21 protein-coding genes are annotated in these 19,391 nt (G+C 63.4%); 12 read left to right on the forward strand and 9 right to left on the reverse strand.

Translation table 11 applies throughout. The annotated features are described in order from the left end of the window. Positions 1 to 25: 25 nt before the first annotated feature. A complete protein-coding gene (locus NKJ11_RS31530) occupies positions 26 to 721 on the reverse strand; it encodes a ceramidase domain-containing protein (protein WP_352795045.1) in 696 nt (231 codons plus the stop codon). A gap of 172 nt (positions 722 to 893) precedes the next feature. Between NKJ11_RS31530 and NKJ11_RS31535 the strand changes: the two genes are divergently transcribed. Together NKJ11_RS31535 and NKJ11_RS31540 are read left to right on the forward strand one after the other, a co-directional pair. Continuing rightward, entirely contained in the window at positions 894 to 1,694 is an 801-nt protein-coding gene (locus tag NKJ11_RS31535) for a DUF1223 domain-containing protein (RefSeq protein WP_352612834.1), read from the forward strand. Between the two features lie 604 nt (positions 1,695 to 2,298). Next, positions 2,299 to 2,685 (forward strand): DUF2794 domain-containing protein, encoded by a 387-nt coding sequence (locus NKJ11_RS31540; RefSeq protein ID WP_023811306.1) that lies wholly within the window; start codon positions 2,299 to 2,301, stop codon positions 2,683 to 2,685. Between the two features lie 139 nt (positions 2,686 to 2,824). Here NKJ11_RS31540 and NKJ11_RS31545 read toward each other — a convergent pair whose 3' ends face one another. The 4 genes from NKJ11_RS31545 to NKJ11_RS31560 form a co-directional block, all read right to left on the reverse strand. Continuing rightward, positions 2,825 to 3,397 carry a GNAT family N-acetyltransferase gene (locus NKJ11_RS31545; RefSeq protein ID WP_023811307.1) on the reverse strand — a complete coding sequence of 191 codons (573 nt, stop codon included), beginning with the start codon at positions 3,395 to 3,397 and terminating at the stop codon, positions 2,825 to 2,827. A 110-nt stretch (positions 3,398 to 3,507) separates the two neighbouring features. Continuing rightward, complete coding sequence (locus NKJ11_RS31550; RefSeq protein ID WP_023811308.1) at positions 3,508 to 4,287, reverse strand: Bax inhibitor-1/YccA family protein; 780 nt, start codon at positions 4,285 to 4,287, stop codon at positions 3,508 to 3,510. Between the two features lie 228 nt (positions 4,288 to 4,515). Beyond that, positions 4,516 to 7,065, reverse strand: a complete 2,550-nt coding sequence (locus NKJ11_RS31555) for an ABC transporter permease (RefSeq protein ID WP_023811309.1) — start codon at positions 7,063 to 7,065, stop codon at positions 4,516 to 4,518. Continuing rightward, on the reverse strand, positions 7,065 to 7,760 hold the full coding sequence (locus NKJ11_RS31560) for an ABC transporter ATP-binding protein (protein WP_023811310.1): 696 nt from the start codon (positions 7,758 to 7,760) through the stop codon (positions 7,065 to 7,067). Before NKJ11_RS31560 ends, NKJ11_RS31555 begins: the two co-directional genes overlap by 1 nt. Positions 7,761 to 7,844: 84 nt before the next feature. Here NKJ11_RS31560 and NKJ11_RS31565 point away from each other — a divergent pair, with 84 nt between their 5' ends. Both NKJ11_RS31565 and thpR read left to right on the forward strand, forming a co-directional pair. Continuing rightward, on the forward strand, positions 7,845 to 8,489 hold the full coding sequence (locus tag NKJ11_RS31565; RefSeq protein ID WP_128304279.1) for an arylesterase: 645 nt from the start codon (positions 7,845 to 7,847) through the stop codon (positions 8,487 to 8,489). Positions 8,490 to 8,614: 125 nt separating this feature from the next. Beyond that, positions 8,615 to 9,211, forward strand: a complete 597-nt coding sequence (thpR, locus tag NKJ11_RS31570) for an RNA 2',3'-cyclic phosphodiesterase (protein WP_127382293.1) — start codon at positions 8,615 to 8,617, stop codon at positions 9,209 to 9,211. Here the strand turns inward: thpR and NKJ11_RS31575 are convergent. After that, positions 9,115 to 9,633, reverse strand: a complete 519-nt coding sequence (locus NKJ11_RS31575; RefSeq protein ID WP_352630970.1) for a low molecular weight protein-tyrosine-phosphatase — start codon at positions 9,631 to 9,633, stop codon at positions 9,115 to 9,117. The two genes, thpR and NKJ11_RS31575, sit on opposite strands and share 97 nt — an antisense overlap. Positions 9,634 to 9,683: 50 nt before the next feature. Between NKJ11_RS31575 and NKJ11_RS31580 the strand changes: the two genes are divergently transcribed. The 6 genes from NKJ11_RS31580 (at position 9,684) to NKJ11_RS31605 (ending at position 13,592) form a co-directional block, all read left to right on the forward strand. Further along, positions 9,684 to 9,980: a 4a-hydroxytetrahydrobiopterin dehydratase gene (locus NKJ11_RS31580; RefSeq protein WP_023811314.1), complete on the forward strand. Its 297-nt coding sequence runs from the start codon at positions 9,684 to 9,686 to the stop codon at positions 9,978 to 9,980. A gap of 122 nt (positions 9,981 to 10,102) precedes the next feature. Further along, positions 10,103 to 10,465: a YkvA family protein gene (locus NKJ11_RS31585; RefSeq protein ID WP_023811315.1), complete on the forward strand. Its 363-nt coding sequence runs from the start codon at positions 10,103 to 10,105 to the stop codon at positions 10,463 to 10,465. Positions 10,466 to 10,735: 270 nt separating this feature from the next. After that, positions 10,736 to 11,239 (forward strand): invasion associated locus B family protein, encoded by a 504-nt coding sequence (locus NKJ11_RS31590; RefSeq protein ID WP_023811316.1) that lies wholly within the window; start codon positions 10,736 to 10,738, stop codon positions 11,237 to 11,239. A 192-nt stretch (positions 11,240 to 11,431) separates the two neighbouring features. After that, positions 11,432 to 12,667: a dual-specificity RNA methyltransferase RlmN gene (gene rlmN, locus NKJ11_RS31595; protein ID WP_127321010.1), complete on the forward strand. Its 1,236-nt coding sequence runs from the start codon at positions 11,432 to 11,434 to the stop codon at positions 12,665 to 12,667. A 35-nt stretch (positions 12,668 to 12,702) separates the two neighbouring features. Then, positions 12,703 to 13,113: a hypothetical protein gene (locus NKJ11_RS31600; RefSeq protein WP_352630973.1), complete on the forward strand. Its 411-nt coding sequence runs from the start codon at positions 12,703 to 12,705 to the stop codon at positions 13,111 to 13,113. Then, positions 13,113 to 13,592: a hypothetical protein gene (locus NKJ11_RS31605; protein ID WP_352612829.1), complete on the forward strand. Its 480-nt coding sequence runs from the start codon at positions 13,113 to 13,115 to the stop codon at positions 13,590 to 13,592. Before NKJ11_RS31600 ends, NKJ11_RS31605 begins: the two co-directional genes overlap by 1 nt. A 6-nt stretch (positions 13,593 to 13,598) precedes the next feature. Here NKJ11_RS31605 and NKJ11_RS31610 read toward each other — a convergent pair whose 3' ends face one another. Together NKJ11_RS31610 and NKJ11_RS31615 are read right to left on the reverse strand one after the other, a co-directional pair. Further along, on the reverse strand, positions 13,599 to 14,240 hold the full coding sequence (locus NKJ11_RS31610; RefSeq protein ID WP_127296353.1) for a LysE family translocator: 642 nt from the start codon (positions 14,238 to 14,240) through the stop codon (positions 13,599 to 13,601). Positions 14,241 to 14,365: 125 nt separating this feature from the next. Further along, the gene (locus tag NKJ11_RS31615; RefSeq protein ID WP_352630975.1) at positions 14,366 to 16,441 is read right to left on the reverse strand and encodes a putative bifunctional diguanylate cyclase/phosphodiesterase; all 2,076 of its coding nucleotides are present in this window, start codon (positions 16,439 to 16,441) and stop codon (positions 14,366 to 14,368) included. Positions 16,442 to 16,737: 296 nt separating this feature from the next. Here NKJ11_RS31615 and NKJ11_RS31620 point away from each other — a divergent pair, with 296 nt between their 5' ends. Both NKJ11_RS31620 and NKJ11_RS31625 read left to right on the forward strand, forming a co-directional pair. After that, on the forward strand, positions 16,738 to 17,961 hold the full coding sequence (locus tag NKJ11_RS31620) for an argininosuccinate synthase (RefSeq protein WP_352612825.1): 1,224 nt from the start codon (positions 16,738 to 16,740) through the stop codon (positions 17,959 to 17,961). Between the two features lie 5 nt (positions 17,962 to 17,966). Then, complete coding sequence (locus NKJ11_RS31625) at positions 17,967 to 18,488, forward strand: hypothetical protein (RefSeq protein ID WP_352630977.1); 522 nt, start codon at positions 17,967 to 17,969, stop codon at positions 18,486 to 18,488. A gap of 71 nt (positions 18,489 to 18,559) precedes the next feature. On the opposite strand, the gene NKJ11_RS31630 is transcribed toward NKJ11_RS31625, so the two are convergent. Beyond that, positions 18,560 to 19,357 (reverse strand): lytic murein transglycosylase, encoded by a 798-nt coding sequence (locus tag NKJ11_RS31630; RefSeq protein ID WP_128304286.1) that lies wholly within the window; start codon positions 19,355 to 19,357, stop codon positions 18,560 to 18,562. Between the last annotated feature and the right edge of the window lie 34 nt (positions 19,358 to 19,391).

Here is a 19,391-nt window from a genome sequence, read left to right on the forward strand (position 1 = left end):
CCTATTCCCCGATTCCCCTATTGCCCTATTGCCCGATTCCCCTATTCCCCGATTCCCCTACCTTCGGCTTCCCAAACCGCGCCGCTGCCGCCAAAAGCACGCTGAGCATCACGCCGTTGAGGATGTGCCAGAGGAAGTGCGTTCCGAGCGGAAAGCTGCCGCAGACCACCGGGTCGATCATCCGGCAGATGACGGACACGACGAAGATCGCCGAGCCCGCCAGATTATACCAGCCGGCGCGATTGCCGCTCACCGTCACCCAGACACCGAAGAAGGCGAGCGCCAGGAACGGCGGCAGATAGCCCGTCGTACCGTTCGACGCCTGGCGCAGCCAGTCCGGCACGGCAAGGGTTATCGCCCCGGCAAGCACATAGAAGGCAATGAAGATGGCGATGGCCTTGCCCCATCGCATGCCGAGGAAGCGGCGTAAATTGAACAGCGTGTAGGCCAGCGTGAAGCCGGCGATCGGCAGCACGTCGGCCCAGACCGTGCCCTTGGTGGCAAAGGTGTGGAAGATCGTCGAACCGATGCCGATCGCCACCACCCACCAGGCCAGCACCTCGGCGAAGGCGCCGGTGCCCAGCCTTCGCACCTCGCGCACGCCCCACAGGCCGGCGGCGATGAAGGCGAGGTTGGTCAGGGCGTTGACGGGTTCGGACCAGAATTCCGGGCCGGTCCGCTCGCAATAGAGGTCGACCGGCGCCAAAAACGTTTGCCACATCGTGATTGCCGCCCGAATCGGTTTCTATCCTGAAGCGCAGATCCTTCCTATTGCGGGGTTGCGGTCGGCTGCAATGGCAAAATTTCACCGCAACGTGACTTCCCGTTGACTTCCGGTTCTGCCACATATTTTAGCAATCAAGATAAAGCCGGCACCACCGGCGGGAATCGGAATGGCCATGGCCTCGCGAAAATCATTGTGGCTGGCAGCTCTTGCGCTGGCCTTCTCGGCGTCTGCCGGCGCCGGGCATGCCGGCGAATCCGATCGCGCCCATGCCGACCGGGTCCAGATCGACAGGCTCCAGATCGACAGGCCATTGGGCGTGGTCGAACTGTTCACCAGCCAGGGCTGCAGTTCCTGCCCGCCGGCCGATACGCTGTTCTCCGAACTTGCCGCTAAGGAAGATATCGTCGCGCTCGCCTATCACGTCGACTATTGGGACTATCTCGGCTGGCAGGACACGCTGGCACGCAAGGAGAACACCGAGCGGCAATACGACTACATGCGCGCCTTCGGCAGCCGCTCCGTCTATACGCCGCAGGCCGTCATCAACGGCCGTGTCCACGTCAACGGCGCCAGCCGCGGCGAGGTCGATGGCGCGCTCGCCCGCATGGCCAAGAACGGCGAAGGCATGCGCGTCGCCGTCAAGGTCAGCCGCACCAGCGACCGTGTGACGATCGACGCCGGTGATGCCGGCAACGGCCCCAGCGACGCCCATGTCGTCATCGTCTATTTCGACCCGCCGCAGACGGTCAAGGTCGGCGAGGGCGAGAATACCGGCCGCAAGATGACCTACTGGAACGCCGTCACCGGGATTCAGACCGCTGGCATGTGGCATGGCAAGGCACAGCGCTACGAGCTGCCGATGAGCGAGATTGCCAAAAAGGGCGGCTGCGCCGTGCTGCTGCAGTCGGTCGGCAAGGACGGCATGCCCGGTCCTATTCTCGGCGCCGCGTTCATCCACAAGCCGTAACGGACGCCGGCGCCCCCATCTTCGCTAGGACTGTGGATGGGAGGCCCCTCATCCGGCCGCTTCGCGGCCACCTTCTCCCCGAGGGGAGAAGAGGTAAAGCGCCGCCGCGATCTCCTCTCCCCTCGGGGAGAGGTCGGATTGTCCCGAATTGCCCCTTCGCAATTCGGTTGGCAATCCGGGTGAGGGGGACGCGACGCTCGGTGAAACCGCACTCGACTCACCACCCAATAAAAAACCGACGTCAGCTTGCTTCTGACGTCGGTCATTTAGGTTTTGGGATCGTCGCACCCGGTTCTTCCGAGGAAGAGCCGAGGTTGGTTCGATCCGACGCAGACCCGTGGGCGGGGGGCTTGGGGTTTACGAGCCGGTGCCGGACCGAACCGTCTCAGGCAACACCGGTAAATTCGTCGGACATTGGGGCATGAGCGCGGATAAAAAAAGGCAGAAATGTGGCGGAACATCACCAATTCCAACACGGCGTTTCATAAAAGTGACTGGACGTGACGAAAACGGCGCGGCGCGGGGCTCGGTTCGCTAGGCCTTGCAATTCAGTCGCGAACACGCCAACTTTGGTTGGCAAAGATTCATTTTGAAGGATCGAGGCATGACGGATGACAGCGGCGGGACGGGGGATGGGGACGCATCCGCGATATTGATCCCGCTGCACGAGGCACGACGCGAACGTCTCGATCAGCCGGTACGGTTTGACCGCCGCGAGTTGGACCAGATCCTCAGGCTCTACGGACGCATGGTCGCTGCCAATGAATGGCGCGACTACGCCATCGATCATCTTGCGGACCGCGCCGTGTTTTCCGTATTCCGCCGCACCAGTGAAGTGCCGCTGTTCCAGATCGTCAAGGATCCGAAACTGGCCCGCAAGCAGGGCGCTTTTGCCGTCATCGCCGCCGGCGGCCGCATCCTGAAACGCGGTCAGGAACTTGGCCGCGTGCTTGGTGTGTTCGACAGCAAGCTCAAGGTTGTAGAGGCTTGAGCTACGGAATTGAAGAAACTGGAGAATTGAAGAATTGGGCACTCGACGCCTGATGTAACCGCCTTCTTCTTCAGTTCTTCAGTTCTTCAGTTCTTCAGTTCTTCAGTTGTTCAGTTCTTCAGTTCCCCGATTCCTCGCTTCAGTCCCCTTTAAGACGAAACTTCCGCTCCGGCAGCGAGCTCGGATCGGGCGGCGCCGAGGCACCGCCATTCAGCGACAGCTGCATGAACACCGTGTCCAGCCAGCGCCCATGCTTGTAGCCGGAACCTTCGAGGCGTCCCGAATAGCGAAAGCCGAGCTTTTCGTGCAGCCGCACCGAGGCACTGTCGGGACGGCCATCGCCGATCACCGCGATGATCTGGCGAAAGCCCGCCGTCGTCACTGCCTCGATCAGGCTTTGCATCAGCTTGAGCCCGACGCCCTGGCCCTTGGCCTCGGGCGCGACATAGACCGAATCCTCGACGATGAAGCGATAGGCCGGGCGCGGCCGGAAGGCGCCGGCATAGGCGTAGCCGAGAACAGTGCCGTCCTTCTCCGCCACCAGGTAAGGAAAGCCGCCGGCCATCAGGCTGTCGAATCGAACACCCATCTCCGCGCGGCTCGGCGGCTCCAGCTCATAGCTCGCCGTGCCTTGGGTCACCGCGTCGGCATAGATGGCCGTGACGCTGTCGAGGTCGGCCACCGTGACAGGCCGGATCGTAATATTGCTCATTGTTTATGCATGTCGTTTCTCTGCTCGCAATAACAGCAAAGGCCAAGACAAAAGAAAAGGGCGGCCGTTGGGCCGCCCTTCTGGAACTCGATGGTCCAAGCGCTGCTGTACTAGCGGCGGTCGCCCATGAACTGCAGCAGGAACATGAACAGGTTGATGAAGTCGAGATAGAGCCTCAGCGCGCCCATGATCGCCTTGCGGCCGGCGACATCGGTAGCATCGCCCTCGAAATACATCTCCTTGATCTTCTGCGTGTCATAGGCGGTGAGGCCGGCGAAGACCAGCACGCCGATCGCCGACACGGCGAAAGACAGCGCCGACGACTGCAGGAAGATGTTGATCACCGACGCGATGATGATGCCGAACACGCCCATGATCAGGAACGAGCCCATTGCCGTCAAGTCGCGCTTGGTGGTGTAGCCGAACAGCGACAGCGCGCCGAAAGCGGCGGCGGTGGCGAAGAAGGTCTGCGAGATGCTTGCCGTGGTGTAGACCAGGAAGATCGACGACAGCGACAGGCCGACGAGACCGGCATAGACCCAGAACGTGGTCTGCGCGGCAGCGACGCTCATCGACTGAATCCTGAACGACAGGAAGAACACGGCGGCCAGCGGCGCCAGCATCACCACCCAGCGCAGCGGCGAACCGAAGATCGCGTAGCCGAACGAGGTCAGCATCTCGCCGCTTGGCAGCGTCGCGACAGCCGAAGCCGGATCGGTGGTGGTGGCCAGCATGATCGTGCCGACAGCGGCAAGACCAGTGATGAGGAGGCCAAGCCCCATCAGATTGTAAACCTTGATCATGTAGGCGCGCAGGCCCTGATCGATGTCGGCACCGACGCTGACGCCGGGCACGGCGCGCGTCTGGTAGTTGCGAATGGGATCAGCCATTGTAGTCCTCTATTGCTTCTACCCCGTCCGGTGTCAGGTCCTTCCGGACCCAGGCGCCGCTGGCAGGGCTCCAGCATGCCTGTGGCGAAATATGATGGTTATTCGCGTCAAGAACAAGACCGTAACCGGATGTAACGGTTCGTGAGAGGGCGAAGTGCCGATTCCTCGGCTTTTCGGAGGGCTTTCTTACCAAGATTTAATCCAGGATGCCCATTTCCGGGCCTGTCGTCACAAATTGCGCAGCACCGGTGCTGCCTTGTGGCCGAGCACCCGCCAGGTGCCGGCGAGACCAATGCCGACCGTGACCACCAGCGAAAACAGAATGGTTGCCACCGCCACCTCCGGCATGAAATGCGACGGCAATGTCATGATGCGCGCGACGACGAACCAGGCGGCAGCACTGCCCGCTGCCAGCGCGAAGATGGCGGTGGCCAGCCCGATCAGCATATATTCGAGCGAGAAGGCCGATATCAGCGTCGTGCGTGTCGCACCCAGCGTCTTCAACACCACCGCATCATGGATGCGCGCCCGGTTGCCGGCTGCAAGCGCGCCGGCCAGCACCAGCACCGAGGCGATCAGCGCCACGCCAGCGGCGGCCCGGATCGCCGTGCCGAGTTGCCCGACCAACCGGTTGACGACATCGAGCGCGTCCTTGACCCGCACCGTCGTCACCGCGGGGAAGGCGCGGGTGACGGCGTTGAGGATGCGGGCGTCGTCGGCCGTCGAGGCACTCTTTTCGGTCAGCGTCGCCATCCAGCCATGCGGGGCGCCTGCGAATGTGTTGGGCGAGAAGACCATGACGAAATTGATGCCCATCGTCTCCCATTCGACCTGGCGGAAATTGGCGATCCTGGCGGTGACATTGCGGCCCAGCACATTGACGGTGATGGTGTCGCCGAGCTTCAGCCCGATCTCCTTGCCTTCTTGCGCCGAAAACGAAACCAGCGGTTCGCCGCTGTAATTTTCGGGCCACCAACTGCCCTCGGTCAACGTCGCGTTCTCCGGTTGCCTGGTGTCATAGGTCAGGCCGCGGTCCCCCCTCAGCACCCAGGCGCCTTCCGCCGGCACTTTCACCTTGTCGACATCGACACCGTTCAGCGCCATCACCCGGCCGCGCAGCATCGGCACCTTGGCCAGCACGCCCTGCGGGGCCTCCTTGCCGATCAGCGCCGAGAAAGACGCGACATCGGCGCTCTGGATGTCGACGAAGAAGAAGTTCGGCGCCCGTTCCGGCAGGCTGCCGGAGATCTGCCGCCTGAGATTGCCATCGATCAGCGCCAGCGTCACCAGCAGCGTCAGGCCAAGCCCCAGGGACAGCACCACCGATGGCGTCAGGGCGCCTGGCCGATGAATGTTGCCGATGGCGAGCCTGAGCGCCACGAAGCGCACGCGCGGGCTTTTCCTGGCCGCCCATTGCACCAGTGCGCCGACCACGCGCAGCACCAGGAAGGCGAAGACGGTAGCGCCGACAAAAATCGAGGCTATGCGCTGGTCGCCCGAGAACAGAATGGCCAGCGCCGCAAGCAACAGCGCGATGCCTATGGCGGCCGCGACATAAGCGGGGCGCGGCAAGCCGCGGCCTTCCAGCCCCATTTCGCGAAACAGCGCGGTTGCCGGCACGTCGCGGGCGCGGCCGAGCGGCAGCAGCGCGAAAGCCAACGTCACCAGCAGGCCGAACAGCGCCGCCATACCGAGCGCGCCGGGATAGAAGCCGCCTTCGGCAGGCACCGGAATGACGGATTGCAAGGCCGCACTCGCCGCGAACGGCATCAGTGCGCCGAGCACAAGGCCCAGCACGATACCCAATCCGGCTATGATCAGGATCTGCACGAGATAGACGGCAAAGACGAAGCCGCCCGAAGCGCCCAGGCTCTTGAAGGTGGCGATGACGCCGCGCTTGCCGTCGAGATAGGCGCGTACCGCATTGGCGACGCCCACGCCGCCGACCACCAGCGCCGTCAGCCCGACCAGGGTCAGGAACTGCGAGAAACGTTCAATGTTGGACGACAGCGCGGGCGCCGCGTTGCTGCGTGTGCGGATCGACCAGCCTGCTTCGGGGAAATCCGTGGCGGCCTTGTCCTGGACGGCTTTCAGCCGCACCTCGTCGGCGTCTGCCGGCAGCCGGATCTTGTAGGCATTCTCGACCAGGCTGCCCGGCTGGATCAGTCCAGTGGCCGCCAGTCCGTCGGTCGAGATCATCAGCCTTGGGGCGAAGCCGAAACCGTCGGACACGGCGTCCGGTTCGGCGACCAGCCTGGCGCGCAGTTCGAAAGTGGCGGTGCCGAGCTTCAGCCGGTCGCCGATCTTGACGTGCAACCGCTCGAACAGAAGATCGGGTGCCGCCGCACCGAAGACGCCGAACTCTTCGCCGAACAGTTCCTGTTTCGACAGTGCCGGCTCGGTCTCCAGCGTGCCATAGAGCGGATAGGCATGGTCGACCGCCTTGGCCTCGACCAGCGCCTGGTCGGATCCGTCGGCCAGACGCGCCATCGAACGCATGCTGGCGGTCCGGGAAACCGTGCCGAGCCCGTCAAGGAAGCTGCGCTCCGCCCGGCTGGCGTCACGCTGGTTGATCTGGAAGCGAAGATCGCCGCCGAGCAGCGTCTGGCCCTGATTGGCGACACCGGCGGTGATCGAACGCGCCACCGAGTTGACGCCGCCGATGGCCGCGACGCCGAGCGCGATGCAGGCGAGGAAGATCAGGAAGCCGGACAGGCCGCCGCGCATCTCGCGCAGTGAGAAGCGGACCGCGAGCCTCAACGTCCGGGACAGCGGCATCAGGCCGTCACCTTGACGGGGGCCGGTGCCTCGATCCGGCCCGAGCGCATCGAAACCTGGCGCGAACAGCGCGCCGCGAGCGCCGGATCATGGGTCACCAGCACCAGCGTCATGCCGCGCTCGGCCGCCTTGGCAAACAAGAGGTCGGCGACCTGCCGCCCGGTCGCCTGGTCGAGATTGCCGGTCGGCTCGTCGGCGATCAGGATGCGCGGCGACGGCGCCAATGCGCGGGCGATCGCCACGCGCTGTTGCTCGCCGCCCGACAATTCGCCGGGATAGTGGGTGACGCGGTCGCTGAGGCCAACCGCCGCCAGCTCGCGCGCCGCCACCGAAAACGGATCGGCATGGCCGGCCAGTTCCAGCGGCACCGCGACATTTTCCAGCGCCGTCATGTTGGGAATGAGATGAAAGGACTGGAACACGATGCCAATGTTTCGGCCACGAAACGAAGCAATCTGGTCCTCGCTTTTGCCGTTGAGCAGCTCACCGGCGATTCGGACCGTACCCGAATCGACCCTTTCCAGGCCTGCCAGGACCATCAGCAATGTCGACTTGCCGGAACCCGAAGGCCCTACGATGCCGGTCGCCTCGCCCGTCGCCACATCAAGGCTGACACCCTTCAGCACATGGACCGATGAAGCGCCCTCGCCAAGGGTCAGGGATACATCTTTCAGCGCGATGACGGCTTCTGTCAAAATGAAATCGTCCTATATCTGGAAAGGCTCTGCTTGCCGGAAGCCGTCGACTGAAGAATTCCTAGCTCATATGGGGCCTGCCGCATGTCTTTCAAACGCAGTATTGCCGCAGGCTTGATGGTTTTCCTCGCCATCAGCGGCGCCATGTCGTCGGCGAGCGCCGAGCCGTTCAAGATCGTCGGCTTCGGTGACAGCCTGATGGCGGGCTTCGGTCTTGGCCCGGACCAGGGCTTTACCGACAGGCTGCAGGCCGCGCTTGGCGCCAGGGGCCAGGATGTGATCGTCGCCAATGCCGGCGTCTCCGGCGACACGACGAGCGGCGGCCTGGCTCGGCTCGACTGGTCGGTGCCGGACGGCACGCAGCTTGTCATCCTCGAACTCGGCGCCAACGACATGCTGCGCGGCGTTTCGCCCGACATCACCAGGAAGAACCTCGACGAGATGCTGAGCAAGCTGAAGCAGCGCAAGATTGCCGTGCTTCTGGCCGGCATGCGTGCCGCACCCAATCTCGGTCCCGACTACCAGAATGCGTTCGACGCCATTTTTCCGGACCTGGCGAAGAAATACGAAGTCGTGCTCTACCCGTTCTTTCTCGACGGCGTCGCCGGCCAGCCCGGCATGCAACTCGAGGACGGCCTGCATCCGAGCGCAAAAGGCGTCGACCAGATGGTCGAACGCATCCTGCCGACGGTAGAGAAGGTGATCGCGGCAGTGCCGGGCGATTCCTAGCGGATTGGAACTGTTTCCGCCCGGCAAGCTTTTAACAGGGACTGTGGCCAACAAACCTCTTGCTCCGTTTGACTATCGATGATTCGCTATAGGTGACAGTTCGATTCGAGGAAGGGAGGCTCTTCATGCCGCGTCTTTTCACCGCCCTCGAAATTCCGCGTGACGCTGCCCTTTCGCTGTCCCTGCTGCGGGGCGGCTTGCCGGGAGCCCGCTGGATCGATGTCGAAAACTACCATCTGACGCTGCGCTTCATCGGCGATGTCCCCGGCCATGTCGCCGACGAGATCGCCAACGCGCTCGACCGCGTCCACCGCCCTTCCTTCTCGCTGGCGCTGTCCGGCGTCGGCGCTTTCGGCCAGAAGAAGCCGCATGCGGTGTGGGCGGGTGCTTCCGCCTCGCCCGGTCTGGCTGCCCTTCAGGGCGAGATCGACCGCATCTGCCAGCGGCTAGGCATCCCGGCCGATCCGCGCAAGTTCATGCCGCATGTGACGCTGGCGCGCTTACGCAATTCGACTCCGCTGGACGTCGCCCAATATCTGTCGGCGCGCGGCAATTTCTCGACGCTGCCGTTCCGCATCGGCCGTTTCGTGCTGATGTCGTCGCGCGATTCGGTCGGCGGCGGACCCTACATCGTCGAGGAAGCCTGGCCGCTGTCAGGCACGGACGCCCGCGCCTCCAGCCTTGTCGCCAGCGCCTCCGACGCCTCGCGGATCATGCGATAGGCGGAAGCGAAGGCTTCTGCCTCGTCATGATAAGGATCCGGCACGTCGCGTGACTTTCCCTGCGCGAACTCCAGGAACAGATGGATGCGGTCCTGCACGGCCGCCGGCGCCAGCGCCTTCAGGTCGGCGACATTCGACCGGTCCATGCCGAGGATCAGGTCGAAACGGTGGAGGTCCTGCGGCGTGACCTTGCGCGCCCTCTGCCCGGAAATGTCGACGCCGTGCCGCATGGCGACCGCGATCGCGCGTCGATCGGGGGCAGAGCCGGCCTCCCAGTCACTGGTTCCCGCTGAATCGAGCAGGATATCCCGGGCCGACCCGCGCTCGGCCCAAACGGCGCGGAAGACACCTTCCGCCAGCGGCGACCGGCAGATGTTGCCGAGGCAGACGAAGAGAATGGAATTTATGGGCTTCGCGCTCATCGATCCGTCGCTATGGTGAGGGTCGTTTTCGAATAGCACAGGATATGGACATGGCGAGAGAGAAACTGGGTAGGCAAGCCGCTGAAGCCGCATTGACCGGTCTCGACGGCTGGGCGCTGGCGGAAGACGGCGCTTCCATCAAGCGCACATTCACCTTCGCGAATTTCTCCGAGGCTTTCGCCTTCATGACCCGCGTCGCGCTTGCCGCCGAGACGATGGACCATCATCCCGACTGGTCGAATGTCTACAAGACAGTCGACGTGACCCTGAACACTCACGACGCCGGCGGCGTCACCGCGCTCGATATCGATCTAGCCAAGAAAATGAACCGTTTTGCCGGCGCCTGAGGCCTGGTATCGCCTCGGGAGGCCCAAATCGGCACCGGCATCTTGTAGCGGGGGTCGGGTTTCACCACATTTTCCCCGCGGGCATGCGCCGGAAGCGCATGGGCGCTCGCAAGGAGAAACTGATGGCGCAACAATCCGGTTTTGATTTCTTCGGCTTTGGCAGCAAGCTGGCAGACGAGAGCCAAGTGCGCGAGAAATTCTGGCGCACAGCCAAGAAGGCCGCGCGGCAGATCCCCTTCATGGAAGAGGTCGTGGCCGCCTACTACTGCGCCATGGACAAGAACACGCCGCTGCGCGCCAAAGGCATTCTGTTGGCCGCGCTCGGTTATTTCGTGCTGCCGGTGGATGTCATCCCCGACTTCGTCTTCGGGCTTGGCTTCACCGACGACATCGCCGTGCTCACCGCCGCGATCACCGCCGTCAGTGCCCACATCACCACTGCGCACCGGCAGGCGGCCAGGGACGCCATGGCCGACAAGGGCTAAACACGCGCACGGAACGCCGTTGAAGCCGGCTTTCCGCGGCAGCGTAAAAAGTCAAACTCTTGCCGCTTTCGTGGCCTCCAAGTCGCCAAAGGGATGTCGCGCCAGCCGCTCGCAAGGCGGCGGCGCGGGAATGGCGGCGGTTTCCTCGGGGTGAGGGTCCTTTTCTCTTCGGAAATTCACCGTTTGGTAACCCAGATTAAATCAAAATGAAGCGACGGGCAGGACGCCAAGCCGGCCTGCCTCCGCACCATTTGGAATACGGGAAAAGCGATGCGCGGATTGATTGCTATAGTTTCGAGTCTGGTCCTGGTGGCCGTGGCAGCCCCGGCGCTGGCGCAGTCGGCGACCAAGATCGGCCAGCACAATGCCTGGGGCACCTACAGCTACCAGGCATCGGGCGGCAAGGTCTGCTATGTCCTGACCGTGCCGACCGACAAGCAGCCGCCGACGCTCGACCATGGCGACATGTTCTTCTTCGTCAGCCAGCGGCCCGGCCAGCAAGTGTCGTACGAGCCGCAATTCATTGCCGGCTACAACTTCCAGGACGGCTCCAAGGCCACCGTGACCATCGATAAGAAGACGTTTTCGATGTTCACCCGCGGCAAATCGGCCTGGGTCGAGAATGCCGCCGAGGAGCCGGTGCTGATCGCCGCCATGAAGACCGGCACCGACATGAAGGTGACGGCGAAGTCCGGCCGCGGCAATCCCACCTCCTATGTCTTCTCCCTGAAAGGTATTTCGGCGGCGCTGACGTCGATTGCCAAGTGCAAATAGGCTAGGCTTTGTTTTGAGTGAAAGGCCGGGCCGCAAAGCCCGGCCTTTCGTTTTTGGGTCTGTTGGTGGATCTCTGGCGAGGGTGCATCATCGCACTCCGCATGACTCTGCCTTCAACCTGTGCTATGCGCCGCGCTTCCTTTCCGGCACGATGCGTGAAATCGGCCGCAAACCGCTTATATCAGTGCAACCATGACCCTTTCATTCGATCTCACCACTGACGGCGCCCGCGACGCGTTGCGTGCCCGCGCGGCACAGCCCGAAAAGCCGTCGCTGATCGGCCTGACGCGGGTCGAACTCGCCGAGGCTCTGGTTGCATCAGGCACTGTGCCCGAGCGCCAGGCGAAAATGCGCGCCCAGCAGCTGTGGCACTGGATGTATGTGCGCGGCGTCTCCGATTTCGCCGGCATGTTCAACATTTCCAAGGATCTGCGAGCCGAGCTGGACAAGCATTTTACCGTCGCCAGGCCCGAGATCGTCGAGGAGCAGATTTCCGCCGACGGCACGCGCAAATGGCTGTTCCGCTTCCCGCCGCGCGGCGCCGGCCGGCCGGTCGAGATCGAGACGGTCTATATTCCCGAAGAGGGTCGCGGCACGCTGTGCATCTCCTCGCAGGTGGGCTGCACGCTGACCTGCTCGTTCTGCCACACCGGCACGCAGAAGCTGGTGCGCAATCTGACGGCTGAAGAGATCCTCGCCCAGCTACTCACCGCCCGCGACCGGCTCGGCGATTTCCCTGACCGCGACACGCCCGACGGCGCCATCGTGCCGGCCGAAGGCCGCAAAGTGTCCAACATCGTCATGATGGGCATGGGCGAGCCGCTCTACAATTTCGAGGCGGTGAAGAAGGCGCTGCTGATCGCTTCCGACGGTGACGGCCTGTCCCTGTCGAAGCGGCGCATCACGCTGTCGACCTCCGGCGTCGTGCCGGAAATCTTCCGCACCGGCGAGGAGATCGGCGTCATGCTGGCGATCTCGCTGCATGCCACCAATGACGATCTGCGCGACCTGCTGGTGCCGATCAACAAGAAGTATCCGCTCAACGAACTGATCGCCGCCTGCCGCGCCTATCCCGGCCTGTCGAACGCCAAGCGCATCACTTTCGAATATGTGATGCTGAAGGACGTCAACGATTCCATCGAGGACGCCAAGGGCCTGATCAAGCTGCTCAAGGGCATTCCGGCCAAGATCAACCTGATCCCGTTCAACCCGTGGCCGGGCACCAACTATCAGTGCTCGGACTGGGAGACGATCGAGAAATTCGCCGATTACATCAACAATGCCGGCTATGCCTCGCCGATCCGCACGCCGCGCGGCCGCGACATTCTCGCCGCCTGCGGCCAGCTCAAATCCGACTCCGAGCGCATGCGCAAGGTCGACCGGCTGGCGCTGGAAGCGATGATGATTGCGGGGCACGGCGAGGCGTGAGCCGCCCCTTCGCCTGGCTAAGACGCTTCGCCATCATGGCGGTCGGCTATGTCGCCGCGGTGCTAACTTCGATCCTGGTGCCGGTGCTGCTGATCGCTCTTCTGGAAGGCATCGAAGACGGCAATTGGTCCATCATTTTGGCCTTCGACTGGCTGGGCTCGTTCCCGCTCGCCGTGTTGACCGTAATGATCGGCGCGCTGTTGATCGTCGGCCCGGCGCTCTTTATCGCCGAACGGTTTTCACTTCGGGGATGGTTCTACTTCGCCGCCACCGGCGCGATCACGTCCATCGCCTTTGGCGTATCCATGCCGCGCTCGGCCAGCAGCTTTGTTTTCAATCCGGGCTTTCTGGGTTTTCTCGCCACCGCCGGCATTGCCGCCGGTTCGGTCTACTGGCTTCTGGCTGGACGCAGATCCGGCACGCGACAGACTCTGGGCAGAGATTGATGGCGCGTCTCGTCGGCTACCTCGTCCGTTTCACTGTCATCCTGTTCGGCTATGCCGTCGCCTCGCTGGCGGCGAGTGCCTTCCTCAACATCCTGTTCCTGGCATCGCTCGGCTACACGCCGGAACATGCGCACCCGACGGCGACGGCTTCCCTGTATTTCTCAATTCCCTTCGCCGCCCTGTTCGTCGCCTATTTCGCCCTGATGCCGGCCTCTGTCGTCATCCTGCTTGCCGAAATCCTGGGCCGGCGCGACTGGCTGTTCTATGCGCTGGCAGGCGCGGTGGTTGCCGGTGTTTTCCTCGGGCTTGCCGACCGCAGCGATGACACCGCCTTCATCGTCAGGGACACCAGCGCCATCATGGCCGTGATCGGCAGCGGCATGGTCGGTGGTATCTTTTACTGGCTCAGCGCCGGGCGCTGGGCCGCAAGCTGGTGGCAAGGCGAACCAGGCTCAAAAGAGGATGGCCGGACAGGATGACGGCGCCTACTTCGCCTGGGCCGTCAGGATCTTGAGGGCGAAGGCGGAGAACACGCCGGCAAACAGATAGTCGACCACCCGCGTGACGCGCGGGCTGGCCTTCATCGCCGCCGAAAACTTTTCCGCCGCCAGCACCATCGGCACCGTCACCGGCACCGACAGCACGATGAACATCAGCCCAAGGAAAAACAGCTTTCCCGGTGCGTTCGGATCATGCGCGGAGACGAACTGCGGCAGGAAGGTCATGAAGAACAGGATGATCTTCGGGTTGAGCAGATTGACGCCGAGGCCCGCCGCCCAGCTGCGCAACAGCGAAATCTCGGGGCCTGTCTTCTTCTCCGGCGAAAATGCCGAGCCCCTGGTGATTGCCTGCCAGGCCAGGAAGACGAGATAGCCGGCGCCGAAGATCTTCAGCACGAAGAAAGCCATCGGCGAGGCGACGATCAGCGCCGAGACGCCGACCACCACCAGCGTGGTGTGGATGAGCGTGCCGCACAGCGCGCCAGCCATCGAGGCAAAGCCGGTGGCACGGCCCTGGCTCAGCGTGCGCGAGACGAACAGGGTCATGTCCGGCCCCGGCGTGATCGCCAGGATGACCGTGGCGATGGCGAACTGGATCAGCGTGGTGGTGTCTGGAATGAACGACATGAGCGGCCCCAAGGGATTGCGAGGCCTATACAGGATGCGCCATGACGATGCCAGACACAGCAGCGACCCGATCTCGATCCAGCAGGCGTCCGCACGGCATTCGCTGGACGGCCGGCCGCGGCGTCCTATGCCTGCCTGCTCAGCCGCATCCTCGCCGGCTCCTCCGCGACGAGTTGATCGTTGCGGACATCGGCGTCCCCGGTGATCTGGTCGATCGGCTTGGGCCGGCCGAGGAAATAGCCTTGCGCCTCGTTGCAGCCTTCGACCTGCAGGATGGTGAGCTGGACATGCGTCTCGACGCCTTCGGCAAGCACCGGAATGTCGAGGCTGCGGCCCAGCGTCAGCACCGCCCGGATGATGGCCTTGGCCTGCGGGCTTCGCTCGACGTCAGCCATGAATGAACGGTCGAGTTTGATCTTGTCGAACGGAAACGAGCGCAGCGTATCGAGCGACGAATAGCCGGTGCCGAAATCGTCGATCGCGATGGTCACGCCCAGCGCCTTGATCTGGCGCAGGACATGCAGCGTCCGCACCTTGTCGGCGACGATCGTCGATTTGGTCAGCTCCAGCTCCAGGCGTTTCGGCGACAGCCCGGTCTCGACCAGTATCTGGTGGACGAGCTTGGCGAGATCGGCATGGGCGAACTGCACCGGCGACAGATTGACCGCGATCTTGTGGCCATTGTCCCACGAGGCCGCCTGGCGGCACGCGGTCCGCAGCACCCATTCGCCGATCGCCATGATCGAGCCGTTCTCCTCGGCAATCGGGATGAATTCGGCGGGCGGGATCATGCCGTGCACCGGATGGGTCCAGCGCAGCAGCGCCTCGTAGCCGCAGGTAGCGCCGGTCGGGACCGAGGTCTGCACCTGATAGTGAAGCGAAAGCTCGCCGCGGTCGATCGCCTGGCGAAGGTCGGTGGCCAAGGCACGGCGCGCCCGCGCCGTCTCGTCCATGGCGGATTCGTAGAAGCAGACGGCTCGCGTGACGTCGTTCTTCGCCCGGTACATGGCAAGATCGGCATTGCTGACCAGCCGCTCGCGGTCGGCCCCGTCGCGCGGATAGACGGCGACGCCGATGCTGGCGCCGGCGGCGATTTCGAAATCGTCGAGCCGCAACGGCTCGAACAGGGATTTCTCCAGCCGCGAGACCAGCCCGAGAAGGTCCTTCTGATCCTTGAAGCGCTTGATCGCGGCGAACTCGTCACCGCCGAGCCGGGCGACGAATTCGCCCTCGCCGATGAGTTTCGATAGCCTGCGGGCGACGATCTTGAGCGCCTGGTCGCCGGCCGCATGCCCCCTGAGGTCGTTGATCTCCTTGAAGCGGTCGAGATCGATGACGATGACCGCCGTCATAGTGTCCTCGCCCTCGCATGCCCGGTCGATTTCATGGTCAAGGCGGTCGTTGAAGGAGACCCGGTTGGGAAGGCCGGTAAGGGCGTCGTTGAGGGCGAGATGCTGAAGCCGCTCGAAGCTCTCCAAACGACCACGCTCATCGATCAGATAGCTGGCGAAGCCGGTAGCCGCGACGATCAGGCCCACCACGGCGACGGCGACCGCCATTGCCACCAGAATATCGGGATTGGTGCCTGTGCTGATGAAGGACAGCGGCGTCACCGCCACCGCGGCCATAGCCGTGAAATGCAGGCCGACGATCGCCAGCACCAGCAGCCCGATGGCGAGATAGTGCGACCAGCGGTATGGCCGGCGCACGGCATGGCCGACGGCCAGGGCGGAGAACACCGCCGAGATGACCAGTGAGGCCACGACATAGGGGCCGTCCCATTCGACGATGCCGGCAACGTGATAGGCCATCATGCCGGTGTAGTGCATGGCCGAGATCGCCAGGCCGACGACGACGCCGCCCCATTCCGGGGCCAGGCGCCGGCTCTTGCCGGATGCGAGGGTGAAACCCAGCCCGGTGCCGGCGATGGCTATGACCAGGGATGCCATGATCAGGACCGGATCGAAGGTGATCGGCGCGCCGGGCTGGTAGGCTAGCATGGCGATGAAATGGGTGCACCAGATCGACGAGCCGGCGGCGACCGCGGTCAGGAACAGCCAGCCCTTCATCTGCACGCCGGTGGTTTTTCTCGAACGGTCGAAGAGGCCGATCGTCACCCAGCAGCCGGTGACGCACATCAGTGCCGCCAGCAGGACAAGCCACAGATTATGCTCCATGGCGATGCATGATATAACGCGCATCAAGAACGGCCCGAGCCCGAGGACACCCGCGACAAGGCAGGCAAGAAGCCGCCCGAAATGGTCGAGACGGCTTTGTCGCGAATGTTAGCGGCACGGCGTGAAAACTTGATTAAGTCCTTCCGGCAAATGCAGCCTTTGATTGCAGCAGGTTGTTTCCGCTGCCGGCGGCCACCGGCCATGCGCTGGACCAGAAGCCATGCATGCACGCGTGCTTGCTCGCTCTGCCGTTCCTGCTAAAAGGCGCTGCGACAATCCGTGACGCCCAGGCTGGGGCGTCCGCCATCGACGGAGTAGAAATGTCCAAGGCCAAAGACGTCAAGAAGGTCGTGCTCGCCTATTCCGGCGGTCTCGACACATCCATCATCCTGAAATGGCTGCAGACTGAACTCGGCGCCGAAGTCGTGACTTTCACCGCCGATCTCGGCCAGGGCGGCGAACTCGAGCCGGCCCGTCGCAAGGCCGAGATGATGGGCATCAAGGACATCCGCGTCGTCGACGTGCGCGAGGAATTCGTCGCCGACTTCGTCTTCCCGATGTTCCGCGCCAACACCGTCTATGAAGGCACCTATCTGCTTGGCACTTCGATCGCGCGGCCGCTGATCTCCAAGCATCTGGTCGATATAGCCCGGGAAACCGGCGCCGACGCGATCGCGCATGGCGCCACCGGCAAGGGCAACGATCAGGTTCGCTTCGAGCTTTCAGCTTACGCACTGAACCCCGATATCAAGGTCATCGCGCCGTGGCGCGACTGGACGTTCAAGTCGCGTACCGACCTGATGAATTTCGCCGAGCAGCATCAGATCCCGGTGCCGAAGGACAAGAAGGGCGACGCACCTTTCTCGGTCGACGCCAACCTCTTGCATTCGTCCTCCGAGGGCAAAGTGCTGGAAGACCCGTGGGTGGAGCCGCCGGAATTCGTTCATCAGCGCACCGTTTCGCCGATGGACGCGCCGGACAAGGTCACCGAGATCGAGATCGAGTTCCTGAAGGGTGATCCGATCGCGCTGAACGGCAAGAACCTGTCGCCGGCGACCATGCTGGCGGCACTCAACGATCTTGGCCGCGACAATGGCATCGGCCGGCTCGACCTGGTCGAGAACCGCTTCGTCGGCATGAAATCGCGCGGCGTCTACGAAACACCAGGCGGCACCATCCTGATCGCCGCCCATCGCGCCATCGAATCGATCACGCTCGACCGAGGTGCCGCCCACCTCAAGGACGAGTTCATGCCGCGCTACGCCGAGCTGATCTACAACGGCTTCTGGTTCGCGCCCGAACGGCTGATGCTGCAGGCGATGATCGACAAGAGCCAGGAAGACGTCGAAGGCACGGTGCGCCTCAAGCTCTACAAGGGCAATGTCATGGTCACCGGCCGCAAGTCGAAGAAGACGCTTTATTCGGATGCGCTGGTCACCTTCGAGGACGACCGCGGCGCCTACGACCAGAAGGACGCCGCCGGCTTCATCCGCCTCAACGCGCTGAGGCTAAGGACGCTGGCCGCGCGCAGCCGCACCAAGTAGCGCGGATGCGCGGTTTCGGTCGCTGCTTGGCGCCGCTGGTTGTTCTGGCGACGCCGGCCGCCGGCCAGGAGTTCGACCCCGCCTCTCTCGACCTTCCGGCCCTGATCGAGTGCAGGGCGGACGTTCCGACCTACAACGACTTTGCCCTGTGGCTGTCCAGCGCACCAGGTGCCGTTGAAACGCTTGGCTGGAAGGAGGTTGCCTCGGGCAATCCGTTTCTCAGCCAATACGAACTGCCGGCCAAAATCCGCGTGTTCAACCGCGAGACGGGATCGATCGTGTTTACCGCAGCCGGGCCGATGGCCGTGCTCGATGGCATTGCGGCGCCAGAGCTTGCCAGGGAGCTCAATGTCATTGCCGTTTTTTCGACGCCGGAAAAATTCCTTGGCGAGAAGGTCGTTGTCCAAAGCACCGAAGAGTCGGAAGGATTGACCTTCTCCACGGGCATCAAGCTCAACGTCTCGACCGTCGAGTCGCACCCCGGCAAGACGCTGGCGGGCTGCTCCTACACGCTCGAAATCAAATGAAACCCGACATTCGCGCCGGGTTTCCGATCAAGTCAAAAATAGCCGGGGCCTTCTGCCCGGAGCATGATCCGTCAATCGCCGTCGATCGCCGTGGCAATGCGGGCGATGGCCTGCTGATAGACGCTCGCGGAATTCCAGCCGGCAATCGCGCCCATATTCGCACTCGCGCTCGCGCCCGCCCGCCAGCCATGCCCCTTGAGGAAGTTGGCGGTGGAAGCCAGCGCCGTGCTCTTGTCGCGCAGGTTTCCGCCACCGACGCCATATTTCAGGACGTTTCCGGGCAGGAACTGCGTGTGTCCGATCTCGCCATGCGCGGCCCCGACCGACGAGGCTGTCAACGCCCCGCGATCAACCAGCTTCAGGGCTGCGATGGCATGCGGGTAGAAGAACCCCGGCCGGCGGCAATCATAGGCAAGCGTCAAAATGGCAGAGACGGTGTTCTGGTTGCCCATGGCCGAACCGAAGCCGGTTTCCATACCCCAGATGGCGAGCAACACGCCCGGCGACACGCCGTAATTCGCTTCGATCTTGGAGAACAGCGCCGCATTCGACTTTTTCAGCGACCGGCCCTTGGAAATAATCGCTGCACCACCACGACGCCGCATGAAATCGTCCACCGAGCCGCTGAAGGCCTTGTGAATGCCGCGGTCGACTGAGATCGTCTTTGTCGCGTAGTTTGCCCCGGCCAGAGCGGCCAGCCCCTTGGCGCCTACACCTTCCGACCTGGCCTGCGCGGCAAAGTCCTGCTTCCAGGCGTCGAAGCCGGCGCCGGTCTTGCCGCAGCTGGCTGCCGCCTGTGCGCCCGTCGCCAGCGCAAGCACCGCCACCACGGCCGCTGCAAACATCTTTCCCTTGGCAAGAATTGCCATGTTGATCTCCTGGTTGCCTGAATCACGTCCCAAT

The sequence above is a fragment of the Mesorhizobium sp. M0243 genome (genome assembly GCF_040321775.1).
GTDB lineage: Bacteria > Pseudomonadota > Alphaproteobacteria > Rhizobiales > Rhizobiaceae > Mesorhizobium.

Coding starts and splice junctions, on each gene's coding strand:
- NKJ11_RS31530 (WP_352795045.1), bottom strand. CDS start 721: ATGTGGCAAACGTTTTTGGCGCCGGTCGACCTCTATTGCGAGCGGACC.
- NKJ11_RS31535 (WP_352612834.1), top strand. CDS start 894: ATGGCCATGGCCTCGCGAAAATCATTGTGGCTGGCAGCTCTTGCGCTG.
- NKJ11_RS31540 (WP_023811306.1), top strand. CDS start 2,299: ATGACGGATGACAGCGGCGGGACGGGGGATGGGGACGCATCCGCGATA.
- NKJ11_RS31545 (WP_023811307.1), bottom strand. CDS start 3,397: ATGAGCAATATTACGATCCGGCCTGTCACGGTGGCCGACCTCGACAGC.
- NKJ11_RS31550 (WP_023811308.1), bottom strand. CDS start 4,287: ATGGCTGATCCCATTCGCAACTACCAGACGCGCGCCGTGCCCGGCGTC.
- NKJ11_RS31555 (WP_023811309.1), bottom strand. CDS start 7,065: ATGCCGCTGTCCCGGACGTTGAGGCTCGCGGTCCGCTTCTCACTGCGC.
- NKJ11_RS31565 (WP_128304279.1), top strand. CDS start 7,845: ATGTCTTTCAAACGCAGTATTGCCGCAGGCTTGATGGTTTTCCTCGCC.
- thpR (WP_127382293.1), top strand. CDS start 8,615: ATGCCGCGTCTTTTCACCGCCCTCGAAATTCCGCGTGACGCTGCCCTT.
- NKJ11_RS31575 (WP_352630970.1), bottom strand. CDS start 9,633: ATGAGCGCGAAGCCCATAAATTCCATTCTCTTCGTCTGCCTCGGCAAC.
- NKJ11_RS31580 (WP_023811314.1), top strand. CDS start 9,684: ATGGCGAGAGAGAAACTGGGTAGGCAAGCCGCTGAAGCCGCATTGACC.
- NKJ11_RS31585 (WP_023811315.1), top strand. CDS start 10,103: ATGGCGCAACAATCCGGTTTTGATTTCTTCGGCTTTGGCAGCAAGCTG.
- NKJ11_RS31590 (WP_023811316.1), top strand. CDS start 10,736: ATGCGCGGATTGATTGCTATAGTTTCGAGTCTGGTCCTGGTGGCCGTG.
- rlmN (WP_127321010.1), top strand. CDS start 11,432: ATGACCCTTTCATTCGATCTCACCACTGACGGCGCCCGCGACGCGTTG.
- NKJ11_RS31600 (WP_352630973.1), top strand. CDS start 12,703: ATGGCGGTCGGCTATGTCGCCGCGGTGCTAACTTCGATCCTGGTGCCG.
- NKJ11_RS31605 (WP_352612829.1), top strand. CDS start 13,113: ATGGCGCGTCTCGTCGGCTACCTCGTCCGTTTCACTGTCATCCTGTTC.
- NKJ11_RS31610 (WP_127296353.1), bottom strand. CDS start 14,240: ATGTCGTTCATTCCAGACACCACCACGCTGATCCAGTTCGCCATCGCC.
- NKJ11_RS31615 (WP_352630975.1), bottom strand. CDS start 16,441: ATGCGCGTTATATCATGCATCGCCATGGAGCATAATCTGTGGCTTGTC.
- NKJ11_RS31620 (WP_352612825.1), top strand. CDS start 16,738: ATGTCCAAGGCCAAAGACGTCAAGAAGGTCGTGCTCGCCTATTCCGGC.
- NKJ11_RS31625 (WP_352630977.1), top strand. CDS start 17,967: ATGCGCGGTTTCGGTCGCTGCTTGGCGCCGCTGGTTGTTCTGGCGACG.
- NKJ11_RS31630 (WP_128304286.1), bottom strand. CDS start 19,357: ATGGCAATTCTTGCCAAGGGAAAGATGTTTGCAGCGGCCGTGGTGGCG.